This is a genomic window from Cellulosilyticum sp. (genome assembly GCF_982396655.1).
In genome coordinates, this window is sequence record NZ_CEVXFV010000001.1 from 177,740 (window position 1) to 191,713 (window position 13,974).

The window sequence follows — 13,974 nt, forward strand, 5'->3', positions numbered from 1 at the left end:
TCTTTTACATAATCTTTTTACATAATCTATAGATGGCAATTTTACACCTTGCGCTTCTATATATTTTAATAAATATATATTTTACATTATTTTATTTATTTTGACCAGTGCAGTGATTTTATCCAAAATCCTCTTTTATTTATTCTTCCCTTTTTACTCTATATCTATCATCTCTTCCTTAAATATAAATAGCTCTGCAAAAAAGAGGTGCTATGAAATCTGTTGTTTCATAACTACCTCTTTCCTATGGCATTTAAAAAATTATATTTTACATTGATGACATGCTACATAATGTCCATGATCATTAATGCATTTTAAGCTTGGACATACTTCTTCACACACCTTATCTTTTTCAATATAACATCTTGTTTTAAAGCGGCATCCTGGAGCAGGATTAATTGGACTTGGCACATCGCCTGTTAAAATAATACGTTCTTTAGTTGCCTTAAGTCTTGGATGCGCTACTGGTGTAGACGAAAGTAATGCCTTGGTATAAGGGTGTACTGGATTTTCATACAGTTCATGCTTTGATGCCATTTCTTGCATTTGCCCTAGATACATTACACCAATTCGATCACTGATATGTTTAACTACATTTAAACCATGGGCAATAAAAAGATAGGTTAAACCAAATTCATCTTTTAAATCACATAAAAGATTTAAGACTTGAGCTTGAATAGATACATCTAAAGCAGATACAGGCTCATCACAAACAATAAGCTTAGGATTCATAGCTAAGGCTCTTGCTATACCGACTCTTTGGCGTTGTCCACCTGAAAATTCATGTGGAAAACGGTTTCTCTGATGACTTGCAAGTCCAACACAATTTAATAAGTATATTACACGCTTTTCAATTTCAGACTCAGGGTACAGCTTATTAATGCGAATTGGTTCTGCAATAATATCTCCTATGGTCATTCTTGGATTCAACGACGCATATGGATCTTGAAAAACAAGCTGAATATCTTTATAATACGCTTTTCTCTGCCTAGCTGAAAGCTTTACAAGATCTACGCCATCATAAATAATTTCACCACGCGTTGCTGTATATACGTTGGCTAACATCTTCCCAATAGTTGTTTTCCCACAGCCACTCTCTCCTACTAGCCCAAGAACCTCTCCTTTATAAATCTTAAACGATACATCATCTACTGCTTTTAAGACCTTTGTCGGCTTACCAAAGAAATTCTTTTCTACTGTAAAGCTCTTACATAGATTATTTACTTCTAATAATACTTCTTTTGAATTTATGCTATTATTTTGCATCTATTTCACCTCCCCTTGCCCTTCATATAAATGGCATCTCACCTTACGTCCATTAATTTCCTTTAAACTTGGCATCTCTTCTTTACATTTTGCCATACATTTTTCACAACGCTGTGCAAAACTACATCCTTGTGGTAAGTCCATAGGATTAGGTACCATCCCTTTAATTGCATAAAGACGTTCTTTTTCTTCTTCTACTTTTGGAATAGATGCCAAAAGTCCTTCTGTATACGGATGAAGTGGATGATCAAATAGCTCTTCTACAGAAGCTTCTTCTACAATACGTCCGCAGTACATAACAACTACACGACTCGCTACTTCTGCTACAACGCCTAAGTCATGCGTAATTAATAATACGCCCATGCCTAATTCATCTTTTAAACGTTCAATAATATCTAAAATCTGTGCTTGAATAGTTACGTCTAAAGCTGTTGTAGGTTCATCTGCAATAAGTAATTTGGGATCACAGCATAATGCCATAGCTATCATTACACGCTGTCTCATTCCACCTGACATTTGATGTGGATAATCTTTAATGCGCTGCGTAGGTGATGGAATCCCTACCATTTCTAGCATCTTAGCAGCACGCTTCAGCGCTTCTTTTTTATTTAAATGCATATGTAACATAATACTTTCTGCTAATTGATCACCGATACGTTTAACGGGATTTAAAGAAGTCATTGGTTCTTGAAAAATCATAGAAATTTCATTTCCTCTTAAATGTCTTAATGCTTCAGGTGATTTCTTTAATAAGTCTTCATCTTTATAAAGAATTTCCCCCTTACTTATTGTGGCATTCTCAGCTAATAACCCCATAATTGATAAAGAGGTAACACTTTTTCCTGACCCACTTTCACCTACTATAGCAAGAACTTCTCCTTCATTTACGCCAAAGCTCACATCACTTACAGCTGTTACTATACCACGTCTTGTTTTAAACTGGGTTTGTAAATTTTTAACTTCTAGTAACATAAGTTTGTACCTCCTTCCTTAATTTCTTGCTTTAGGGTCAAAGGCATCACGTAATCCATCCCCTAATAAATTAAATGCAAGAACTGTAATTGTAATGGCAATACCAGGGAAAATCAGCATATAGGGTGCCTCGAAAATAAAGCTTCTTGCGCGCCCTAACATATCGCCCCACTCGGCTGCTGGTGGTTGGACCCCAAGTCCTAAGAATCCTAATGCTGCAGTATTAAGTACCGCTGTCGAAATTCCCAATGTGGCACGTACAATAATTGGTGACAATACATTAGGTAAAATATGTTTAAAAATGATTTGTCCATCACTATTCCCCATAATCTTTGCAGCCTGTACATACTCACTATCTTTAATTGACATCATGCTCCCACGAACAATACGTGCATATTCCGGAATAGTTACAAGACCTATGGCAATAACAGCTTTACCGATACCACGCCCTAAGGCCGCCATTAATGCAATCGCAAGTAAGATATCAGGTATTGACATCATAATATCCATACAACGCATGATAATCGTATCTACTATACCACCTCTATAAGCAGCTATTGCACCTAAAACTGTTCCTATCGTTAATGCAAAGGCTACTGCAATAAACCCTACAGATAAAGAAACTCTTGTCCCTGCAATCACCCTTGAAAAAATATCTCGTCCCTGTTCATCAGTTCCAAATATGTGGGCTGCTGAAGGTGGTTGTTTATTCACTGCTAAATCTGCATAATTGGGATCATAAGGGGTAAGAAACTTCCCAAATAGTGCAATAAATATTAAAAGCCCTATAATAATCATCCCAGCCACTGCAGCTTTATTTTGAATGAGGGCCTGCCACATTTGCTTGAATTGTGATTCTGGTTTTTCTATTTTATGAGTTGCTTCTGCCATGACATTTCCTCCTTCTAAGAATATTTAATACGTGGGTCTAAAAAGACATAAATAATATCCACGATTAAATTCATTACAACAAATATAAAGGCGATTAATAATACAACACCTTGTACGACTGGAAAATCTGATTTAAGTATAGCTTCTACTGTATATTTTCCAATACCAGGCCAGGCGAAAACACTTTCTGTAAGTACTGCTCCACCCATTAAATAACCAAGCTGAATCCCTATAACAGTTACAATAGGAATAAGCGCATTAGCTAAAGCATGTTTTTTAATGACCTGACCTTCTTTGATTCCTTTTGCACGTGCTGTACGAATGTAATCTTGTGATAATGTATCTAACATAGTACTGCGTGTCATACGTGCAATAATTGCCATAGAATACATAGCTAAGGCTACTGAAGGCAATACAAGATGCTTAAGTGAAGATACGAAACTCTCCATATTTCCCTCTATTAAGCTATCTATCAGATAAAATCCAGTATGATTTGCGGGTCTAAGGAGCGTCTCTATGCGTCCTTGTGCGGGTAACCACCCTAGGTTTCCTGCAAATATAATAATCAGTAAAATACCTAACCAAAAAATTGGAATAGATACACCTATAAGTGCGGTCACCATACTGATATGATCAACCCAAGAATTTTTCTTCACTGCAGAAATGACACCTAATAAAATCCCAAAAATCGTAGCAATAATAATTGCACAGATTGCGAGCTCTACTGTGGCTGGAAAACGTGAGAAAATCTCCTTTGCTACAGGTGTTTTTGTATAATATGAATTTCCAAAATCTCCTGTAAGAACCCCTTTCATATAATTTACATATTGTACCACTATCGGCTTATCTAACCCATTTGCTTCTCGCCACTCACTCATAGCTTCTTGCGTCGCATGCTGCCCAAGTACAATAGGGGCTGGATCCGGTGAAAATACTCGCATAATACCGAAAATAATGATGGATACACCCAGTAAAACTGGAATTAACATCAATATTCGTTTTAATATATACTTCGCCATTTCTTCTATTCTCCTTTCTATATGAACCGCCACGATAAACCTTCACGCCTTATTAATTTCAGAAAATAAAAAGGCTCGCTCACATCAGCTATAAGCTATTGAGGGCGAGCCGCTACTTAAATCAATGAGGACGTAATTTATTTTATGTGCCTAGTCTATTTTGTTTTATACATATTCTTGAAGAATACTGTTCCTGTTTGATGATAATAGTAGTTTTGAACATTTGGTGCATAAGCTGAAAGGTTATTCGCATGACTAATAGGTAACCATACAGCCTTATCTGCTACATATTGTTCAGCTTCTGTGTAAATCTTATTACGTGCCTCACCTTTTTCTGTAGATGTACCTTCTTTAATTATTAAGTTATAGGCTTCGTCATTAAAATGTGCAACATTCATATCTGGTGTTGGGTCACTTAATAAATTTAAGAAGTTATCTGGGTCACCATTATCCCCTACCCAACCATAGAAACAAACATCATAATCTTGTGTAGCAATACGGTCTTTATATGTTGTCCAGTCATAATCTTCAATGACTACTTCTACACCAACTTTACTCCAATAAGATTGAATTGCTTCTGCTAATGCCTTGCTTCTTGGATTGTAAACACGTGGATTATTATAAACAATCATTTTAATAGGTTGATTAAATCCTAATGCTTCAAGTTCTGATTTTGCAGCTTCTGGATCATATTCAACTTGTTTAATTTCTTCACTATACCCTGGTATAAATGATGGTAGAATGCTTGTTGCTACTTCTGCATAATCACCATAAAGTGCTTTTACAAGTTCTTCAACATTGACAGCTTTTGATAATGCCTTACGAAGTTCTGGATTATCAAATGGTGCACGCGTTGTGTTATATGCCATATAGTTAATATTCATGCCTGGTACGTTATAAACCATATTGCCATCTGCTTCAATTTGGCTTACACCTGTTGAATCAATCCCATCAATCATATCGACTTCACCATTTTTAAGTGCTACAATACGTGCTGAATTATCTGGGATAAATTTGAAAATAATATTTTTTGTCTTAGCTGGTTCGCCCCAGTATTCATCATTTCTTGTAAGTACAATGTCTTCTGATGGATTCCAGCTCACAAATTTATATGGACCTGTTCCAACTGGTGCTTGATTACAGTTTCCGCCATTTGCTTCAAGTGCTGTAGGACTTACCATAGGGGCAGCAAGACTCATTGCAAGGTTGGCTAAAAAGGCTGTATTTACTTTTGATAAATTAATCTTTACATTATATGTATCAATGACTTCAACGCTTTCTACATCACCAAAAGTAAAGCTTGCATATGGCATATCTTCTGTTCTTTGTGGTGGCAGTTGTCTATCAATATTATATTTTACTGCCTCTGCATTAAAGTCAGTTCCATCATGGAATTTCACGCCTTCTTTTAATTTAAATGTATAAGATAAGCCATCTTCTGATACCTCCCAGCTTTCTGCAAGGCAAGGCTTTAATTCTGTCGAATCTTCTTCATATGCTAAGAGTCCTTCATAAACATTAACAATAACCTTTGCAGATTCGCCATCATCTACAAACGCTGGATCAAGGCCTCTAGGTTCTGCACCTTGCGCAAACACTAAGGTTTCAGCAATATTTTCACCTGTTGCTTCTGCAGTAACACTTTCTCCTGGGCTTACTTCTGCATTCGTATTTGCAGCATTATTGCCACCACAGCCCACTAGCATAGTTAATGCAAGCATTGGCGCTAATATGAATCTTAACTTCTTTTTCATTTCATCATCCCCTTATTTAATTACGACATAATATATTCCTTATCCCTTATAACTTATTTAGGATTTAAAACATTTTTATTCATAAAATTCATTTTAAATCCTAAATAAGTTATTTTTAGCTTAGTTTTTGAATAATTATGCTTTTTAGCAATTATATACTTGCATAACTTATCTGTCAACTATATTACATAATTTTTAGTTATTTTATATAAAATGAATTTGTTTAATAAAATAATTTCATTTTATATAACAATACAAATTTAATTTCGTCACAAAAAAAGAGCATATGAATTATATGCGTTTATAATTCATATGCTCTCTCTTGTCTATACCTTTTATATCAAAGCCTTATCTTACCCTTAAATAATTAATATAATATATCAAAGCTTGCTACAATGGCTTCATATACAGCTTGACCAAATTTATTAATAAAGTCTGCTGAATTAATAAGATTTGCCTCAGCTGTATTTGTAATGAATCCTGTTTCAATTAAAATAGCTGGCATATTACTTGTACGTAATACATAAAGGTCTGCTCTTGGTTTAATCCCTCTATCATTTGTGCCACAGTATTTGATAATATTATCTTGTACAATTTGTGCCATTTGCATGCTCATTGTATTATTTGTATTTGGATAATATAATGTCTCAGTCCCAGCTGCAGATGAAGATGCTGAGTTATTATGGAAACTCACAAATAAATCTGCATCAATTTCATTGGCAAGCTGTGTTCTAAATTGTAATGTCGGATATACATCTGACTCTCTTGTTGTATATACCTTAATGCTTGGATCTTGCTCGAGTAAACGATACACTGCCATAGCATGTTTATAATTTAATTCTTTTTCGGTTAACCCATTTCCTACTGCACCGCTATCTGAGCCCCCATGTCCTGGGTCAATCACTACTATTTTATCATATTTCTCACTCGGTTTTACAAGCTGTATTCTTACCATGCCATTTGATTCAGATACATTGAAAGCTTGTACGGTAGGTGTTGTAATGATAAGCTTTGTCGTACCATTATTGGTTACCTCAATTTGCGTTACCTTTTGGTCGTTGATGCTTAATGTACCTGTTTCAAAATAACCACTATAATCTCCACCTAAATCTACGACAATCTGACGTTCTCTATAGTTATCAGTGAAACTTAGCTTACCTTGTGAAATACCACTTTCTTTTTTAAGATAAATATTCCCGCCTGACTCATATGCAATATTTGTATCTTTTACTTTTGAAAGTATAAGTGTGCTTCCCTTTGTACTTGTTGTAACATCATAATTTACATCATCGTTTAAATAAATTGTTCCTATTACACCATTGCCACTTGGTGACATCGTCACACGTTCAATATAGTTTGTAACCATATTTTTAAGTGTCATTGTCTCACTTAAGTAACTATTTTTAATCTGGAATGTAATTGTATTATTTGCCTCATTAAATGTCACTTGGCTATTAAAGAGTCCCTTGAAATAAACTGTATCCTTTTCGCCAGATGTGGCTACTGTAATTTCTTCTATATTTTGTTTCTGCATTTCTAAAACAAGTGTCTGACGTTTATTTTCTGTATAAGCGCCTACAACTGCTCCTGATTTTAAGTCAAATACAACACGTGTTGTATCGCTTGTAAATTGACTTGTACGGACACGTTCTACATATGTATTGCTGCTTGGCGTAATACTGCTTGCTAAATGATTTGTACTATTTGAGATATCTACAATAACTTTTCCATTTTCTACACTGATATCTGCTCCTGAAAGTGCACTTCCTAGGTTAATCTTAGCGACTACCTTGTTATTTGTTTCTGTAATACTTACATTATTAACATTTGCACGACTATAATTTTTAGAAGAAATCTTTAACTGATGTGTATTACTCCCCCCTATATAGCTTTGTCCTATAATTTGTCCAGCTGCATAAGTCGGTGCTACAAGTGTTACCTTATCATCTTCCACTTGGTCTTGCATACTTTCTTCATCTTTTATATTATCTCCAGATGTACTGCCATCACTAATATATACGCTATATGTACTATTAATCCAATTTACATCAAACCCCATAGTCTCACTTACAAAACGAATTGGAATCATTACTTTATCATTAATAATTTTAGCAGGTACATCTAATTGAACTGTTTTACCATCTAACCATACATCTGTTTCATTAGCTGTTAAAATCATTGTAGAATCTTTGTAGTCAATAATTACCTTTTTAGCTGCTGCATCCCATTGTACACTTGCCCCTAACGGCTCAAATACTTCTCTGGCTGGTACTAAAACGCGTCCCTCAATGGAAACAGGCTCCATAACTGTCGTCTCTATCTTTTGATTATTAATGTAAAGTGAAATCGTTGGATAATCATAATTATGTACTTTTCCATCATAAAATAATTGCATGCTTTTCCCATAAGCTGGCATGCTTACTAATAAGCTAGCGCCTAACAAGAGGCCTCCTAACTTTCGTCTCATGTTGTCATCCTCCTAGTTGTCATTAATACACTTATTATACCAAATCACCCAAAATGTTACAAATTATTTTTTTTAAAATCTTATAATTACAGTGATTTAGATTCATTCATTGAAATCATATTGCTTTTCTTTTAATACTTACTTAATATTTTTAACACCTTTGTGATTTATCTAAATTTTAAAACACACTTCACCTCCTCAAAAAAGAGGAGTAGCCCTTCAGCTTCACTCCTCTTTATCTTAACCTTTAAATTATACTAAATCTAAATCATCTAATTTTAGACGATATGTTACGTCTTTTCGTTCCACAATTACCTTAACTTTATCATTTAAATTTTCTTCTTTTAATTTACTGATTAGCTCTCTTGTCGGATTAATTGCATAAGGATTTCCTACCATTTTGATCATTGTAAGATCTCCTGCTGTATCTCCATAAGCATAACACTGAGATAAATCTAATTCATATTTATCTGCAAGCTCTAAAATTGCGCGGCGCTTACTTACTGCATCCCACATCGGAATAACTTTGCCATTATAATTTCCTTCTTCATCTCTTTGATAAATTGTTCCACGGAAATCATCCATGCCATATTTCTTTGACATTTCCTTTACAAGCTCATAAGGTGAACCAGAAATAGCGATTACTTTATGTCCTTGCTGCTTGTGCCACTTAATGCGTTCTCTTGAAAATGTATATACGCGGTCTCCTTTTTGCTCAATAACTCTTTTCGCTACATAAGCTAACTGCTCATGTGTAATACCTTGTACAGCTTCTGTATAAATATCTACCATTTTTAATAAATAAGTATCATAATCTCCAATACGCTTGTCCCAATTTAAGAAAGCAGGCCTTACTTCATTGTACCATTTACTTCCTTCAATCATTTCATATGTGACAAGCTTTTTAAAAACTTCTGTAATAAGTCCCTCACGATAAATGGTTCCATCAATATCAAAAAATGCTGCTTGTTTTGTCATAGGCCACCTCCATAATTTTAAGAGATATTATACCCTATTTACACTATCCTATCAACCAAACTATTTTCTTCTTATTTCCCAAAATATTCATGGTCACCTCGCCCCATATCCACCTTATAGCCTGCTTTTTCAATGCGCTTTTCTATACAATTTCTACACTGTGCAGCTTCATCACCTGTACAGATTTTACCATCATAAAGGGCATACTTTTCTCTTACATCCACAGGAGATAAATTAGGCATTACCACATTTGCACCTGCCTTTAATCCCTTCTCTCTTCCAAGCGGATCCACGCTCCCTAAAGAAGTGGTAGCTGGCAAAAGCAAATCACCTTGCAATAATCTTAAAATAGAAATCAAATAGGTCGTAAGCTCGGCTGTCCCAGCTTTCATTTTTCCCAGAGGGGTATCCTTCTGAGGCATAAATGGACCTATCCCTACCATATGTGGTTTAAATGCTTTAATAAACATGAGGTCCTTCACTAAATCTTTTATTTCCTGTCCTGGAAGCCCTACAATAAACCCTGTGCCTACTTGATACCCAATCGCCTTAAGATCTCTTAAACATCGCATACGGTTTTCATAACTCATATGTGGATGTAGCTTCTTATAAAGTTCAGGAGAAGCTGTCTCATGGCGCAGTAAATAGCGCGCTGCCCCCGCCTTAAAAAATCTCTCATAAGCCGCATAAGATTTTTCTCCTATGGATAAGGTAATGGCTATTTCTGGCCATCTTGTTTTGATATTTTCTAAAAGTGCAACGAGTTTATCATCTGTATAATATGTATCTTCTCCGCCTTGCAAAACGATTGTGCGATATCCTAAAGTATATCCCATTTCAATACAGCTCAAAATGTCTTCTTCTGATAATCGGTAACGACTTACCTTCTCATTCTCACTACGAATCCCACAATACATACAGTGCCTATGACAGTAATTTGTAAATTCCACTAGGCCTCTTAAATACACCTTATCTCCATAATGACGACGACGTACTTCATCTGCTTTTCTTGCTAATAGCTGGGCTACTTCAGGCGAATACTGCTCTAATAAATACATTAATTCTCCTTCTTCTAAGGTACTTGTGTGATATAACTTTTCAATTAAATCTTGTATTTGTGTCCCCATTCTATTCTCCTTCTCTTTTATAAATCTATTTTTTCCAGCACTATTTCATCTTTTTTAATTTCTGCAATAATAAAACTTAGTGGTAAACTAAAACGTTTTCTACCACAGCTGCCTGGATTAATATATTGCACATTCTCTTGCGTATAGACATCATATTGATGTGAGTGGCCATAAATCATAAGGTCTATATCACCTTTATTTTGAGGTAAATCCTTTTTTTCATGTGCCATACCAATCTTACAATCATTTATTTCTATTACTAAATTAATCGGCAACCGCTCAGCCCAGCTTTCTTTATCATTATTGCCTCTAACGCCATATACAGGTGCAATTTCTTCTAGCTGCTCTAATATTTCATACTTACAAAAGTCACCTGCATGCAATATATATTCACATTCATTTAATCTTTGTAGCACTTCTTCTCTAAGTATATTATGTGTATCTGATATAATGCCAACTTTCATATTATTCTTCTACCTACTTTTCTTCTTCATATAGTTTACTTATATCTACGTAATGTTGTGCTGACATATAAAGATTTTCAATTTCTTCTTCTGTAAGCTTCTTGAATGCCCTTGCGGGACTTCCTAAAATCATCATCCCATCACCTATTTCCGTTTTACCTGTTACTAAGCTATTTGCACCAATTACGCAGTTTTTGCCGATTTTAGCACCATCTAAAATAGTGCTTCCCATTCCAACTAACGTATAATCACCAATTGTAGCGCCATGTACAATAGCCCCATGTCCGATTGTAACCCCTTCACCAATAATTGTTGGGTATGCCTTGCTGCCATGAAGTACACAGTTATCCTGTACATTGCTTCTTGCGCCTATCTGAATCAGTGATTCATCACCTCTTAGTACAGCACCGTACCAGATACTGCAGTCCTCTCCTATTGTTACTTCTCCTATTATCGTACTATTTTCTGCGATAAAAGCAGATGTTGCTATTTGTGGTTTAAATGCCTTAAATCCTTTAATCATCTATATTCCTCACCTTATCTTTAATTTGTTAGTAATCTTATTCAAAATATAAATAACTTCTACTTGTTAGTATACGCAACGTTCACTTTAAATAAAAGCCAAATTTTTTACACATTTAAAAAGCCGCCGTACTTTTAACTTAAAAGTACTGGCGGCTTTTAACCGTTAATTATTTATTTAAAAAACATAGCCATATGGATTAACTGGTGTGCCATCAATACGCACTTCAAAGTGTAAGTGGTTTCCTGTTGAATTTCCTGTTGTACCTACACCTGCAATGTTTTGCCCTTGTGAAACATAGTCGCCTACATTCACATATAAACTACTGCAGTGTGCATAGTAAGTTTGATAGCCATTACCATGGTCAATAATAATAAGCTTACCATATCCACCATTATTATATCCTGAGTAAATAACCTTTCCACTAGCCGCTGCATAAATAGGTGTTCCAGCAGAAGCTGCAAAGTCTAAACCATAGTGGAAAGAGCCCCATCTTGAGCCATAAGTTGAAGAAATTGTTCCCCCACCATTTAATGGATGCATAAATCTTGATGATGAAGATACGGATGAAGATGCACCACTACTACTATTGCTACTATTAGTGCTTTGTGTTACCTTTGGTTTTTCTTTTGTACCGTATGCAATAACTTTAATTTTAGCCTCTTTTAGAATTTCTTCATTTGTTACCGTACGAGAAACTTCTTTTCCATTTACTTTTGTTACATCTACAGTAATTTCTTTCAATCCGTCATTTCCTTCACGATAAACCTTTGTCTCATCTTTATAAAGATCTGAGAACTCTACATATTGAATCTCTGCTGGAATTAACTCTTTGAAAGTTGTTTCTGTAACTGTTGTAATTGATAAGATTGGGTCTGGTACTTCTAGTTTAATAACATCCCCAATTTGCATTTTTGTTTCATCTTCAATTTGTGGGTTGATTTCTAATATATGTTCCATTGTTGTACCGTATTTCATAGCAATGTCCCATATATTATCACCTTCTTGAAGCTCATATTCCATAGTTTCTTGTGTATTACCTAATAAGACATTTTCTGCTTCCTCTGGCGTTAAAATATCCTCTTTGCTCACATAAACATTACGAATACTGACATCTTCATGGAAATCTAAACCTTTAATTTGACGTGCGATTTTTTGTCCCTCTGCATCAGCTTCATTGTTTTCAATAATTTTTTCAGCTGCAACCTCGTCTACATGGACTACTTCACTTACTTCATCTTCTGGAAGCGCCTCTGGAATCTGTACAATTTCCTTTGTACCATCTACTGTTGTATTATTTGTTGCTGTTTGACTTGTTGCTTGATTTGCTGTCGTTACTTGGGCATCTGTCGTTACTTGTTCCTCATTAGCTGCTGTTGACTTCTCAGATGCTGTTTGTGTTTCTTTTGCTTCACTGCTTCCTGTTTCAGGTGCTTTATTAGCTTGAGCATCTGTTGTCTCAGCTTGTGCTACGTTAGAGTCTTCTTGTGCTGTTGCTGGAGATTTTTCTGCATTTTCACTTGCTGCATTCTCATCTTCTGTAGTCGATTTAATCACAAGACTACCATCTTCTGGCAAATAACTTTTAGCAATTTTTTCAAGAATTGCTATCGCAGCTTCTTTACTTTCTACAACAGCAAATCCTTCACCATCTACCATAATCTCATAAGCTGCTACATTATAGCTTACAGCATCATTTAATGCTTTTTTCACATCTTCTTCTGTATTAATGTTTTTGCTTGAGCTATGTACAGGTTCAACTGCCAGTGTTTCATTCACTGCTATATCTGTTCCTACCTCAGCTTTAATGCCTTCTACTACACTTGTATATATTGAAGCTATTGTTTCCTTTTCCTTTACAACAGCAATTACTTCTCCATTTACACTTAATGCATAAGCATTGTGTCTTAAACTAAACCAAGAAATAGTTATACCAGCTACTACAGATGCTGCTACAAGACTATATCTCTTTTTATTACTTTTCATATGTTCTAAAAGAGCCATAACAGTATTCCTCCTTAAATTTGGTTCATCCATGTATAGCGTATCATTGTTTGCTTTATAAAACCTTTATAGGTTTACTTAAATCTTTTAAATTCCTTTAACTAATATTACGAGAGTATTACAATTCGATGAATTATACCAAATTTTTGCCTGTTTGTAAAGTTTTCAGCCCTCTAGACGCAAATTAAGCACAAGATACAGACATATCTTGTGCTTTTTGGCATTTAATGTATTTTTATTTCCCTTATTGTATTTACCCTATCTTCTACACACGACTTACCACTTGTTCTTCAAAAAATTTCCTAGCTGTGAGTCCAGAAACACTATATACCTCTCCATCATCAATCTGTACAGATACCGCTGTTGTACAATGACCTAAGCAGAAAACAGCTTTTAAATCAACTTTCTCAAAGAGATTATACTCTTCTATTAATTGCTGAAAAGCATTAATAACGTTATAAGAGCCTTTTATATGGCAAGCACTTCCTATACATACCTTAAGTTCCATC

At 35.0% G+C, this 13,974-nt stretch carries 12 protein-coding genes; all 12 read right to left on the reverse strand.

Annotated features, from left to right (window positions below):
- Positions 1-261 precede the first annotated feature (261 nt).
- The 12 genes from AC1VAQ_RS00765 to AC1VAQ_RS00820 all read right to left on the reverse strand — a co-directional run bounded on the left by AC1VAQ_RS00765 (position 262) and on the right by AC1VAQ_RS00820 (position 13,973).
- Positions 262-1,266, reverse strand: a complete 1,005-nt coding sequence (locus tag AC1VAQ_RS00765; protein ID WP_302597711.1) for an ABC transporter ATP-binding protein — start codon at positions 1,264-1,266, stop codon at positions 262-264.
- On the reverse strand, positions 1,267-2,238 hold the full coding sequence (locus AC1VAQ_RS00770; RefSeq protein ID WP_303243861.1) for an ABC transporter ATP-binding protein: 972 nt from the start codon (positions 2,236-2,238) through the stop codon (positions 1,267-1,269). It abuts the gene before it with no gap.
- Positions 2,239-2,256: 18 nt separating this feature from the next.
- Positions 2,257-3,129, reverse strand: coding sequence for an ABC transporter permease (locus tag AC1VAQ_RS00775; protein ID WP_479903377.1), 873 nt, complete (start codon positions 3,127-3,129; stop codon positions 2,257-2,259).
- A gap of 14 nt (positions 3,130-3,143) precedes the next feature.
- Complete coding sequence (locus AC1VAQ_RS00780; protein ID WP_302597708.1) at positions 3,144-4,148, reverse strand: ABC transporter permease; 1,005 nt, start codon at positions 4,146-4,148, stop codon at positions 3,144-3,146.
- A gap of 155 nt (positions 4,149-4,303) precedes the next feature.
- Positions 4,304-5,902, reverse strand: coding sequence for an ABC transporter substrate-binding protein (locus AC1VAQ_RS00785; RefSeq protein WP_302597707.1), 1,599 nt, complete (start codon positions 5,900-5,902; stop codon positions 4,304-4,306).
- A 367-nt stretch (positions 5,903-6,269) separates the two neighbouring features.
- Entirely contained in the window at positions 6,270-8,369 is a 2,100-nt protein-coding gene (locus AC1VAQ_RS00790) for an N-acetylmuramoyl-L-alanine amidase family protein (protein WP_479903378.1), read from the reverse strand.
- A gap of 252 nt (positions 8,370-8,621) precedes the next feature.
- Positions 8,622-9,347: an HAD-IB family hydrolase gene (locus AC1VAQ_RS00795; RefSeq protein ID WP_479903379.1), complete on the reverse strand. Its 726-nt coding sequence runs from the start codon at positions 9,345-9,347 to the stop codon at positions 8,622-8,624.
- Positions 9,348-9,418: 71 nt separating this feature from the next.
- A complete protein-coding gene (hydE, locus tag AC1VAQ_RS00800) occupies positions 9,419-10,474 on the reverse strand; it encodes a [FeFe] hydrogenase H-cluster radical SAM maturase HydE (RefSeq protein ID WP_330697552.1) in 1,056 nt (351 codons plus the stop codon).
- A 17-nt stretch (positions 10,475-10,491) separates the two neighbouring features.
- Positions 10,492-10,938, reverse strand: coding sequence for a metallophosphoesterase family protein (locus AC1VAQ_RS00805; protein ID WP_302597704.1), 447 nt, complete (start codon positions 10,936-10,938; stop codon positions 10,492-10,494).
- Positions 10,939-10,951: 13 nt separating this feature from the next.
- Complete coding sequence (locus AC1VAQ_RS00810; RefSeq protein ID WP_302597703.1) at positions 10,952-11,461, reverse strand: gamma carbonic anhydrase family protein; 510 nt, start codon at positions 11,459-11,461, stop codon at positions 10,952-10,954.
- A 177-nt stretch (positions 11,462-11,638) separates the two neighbouring features.
- On the reverse strand, positions 11,639-13,465 hold the full coding sequence (locus AC1VAQ_RS00815; protein ID WP_302597702.1) for a peptidoglycan DD-metalloendopeptidase family protein: 1,827 nt from the start codon (positions 13,463-13,465) through the stop codon (positions 11,639-11,641).
- Between the two features lie 265 nt (positions 13,466-13,730).
- A complete protein-coding gene (locus AC1VAQ_RS00820; RefSeq protein ID WP_302597701.1) occupies positions 13,731-13,973 on the reverse strand; it encodes a (2Fe-2S) ferredoxin domain-containing protein in 243 nt (80 codons plus the stop codon).
- Position 13,974 lies beyond the last annotated feature (1 nt).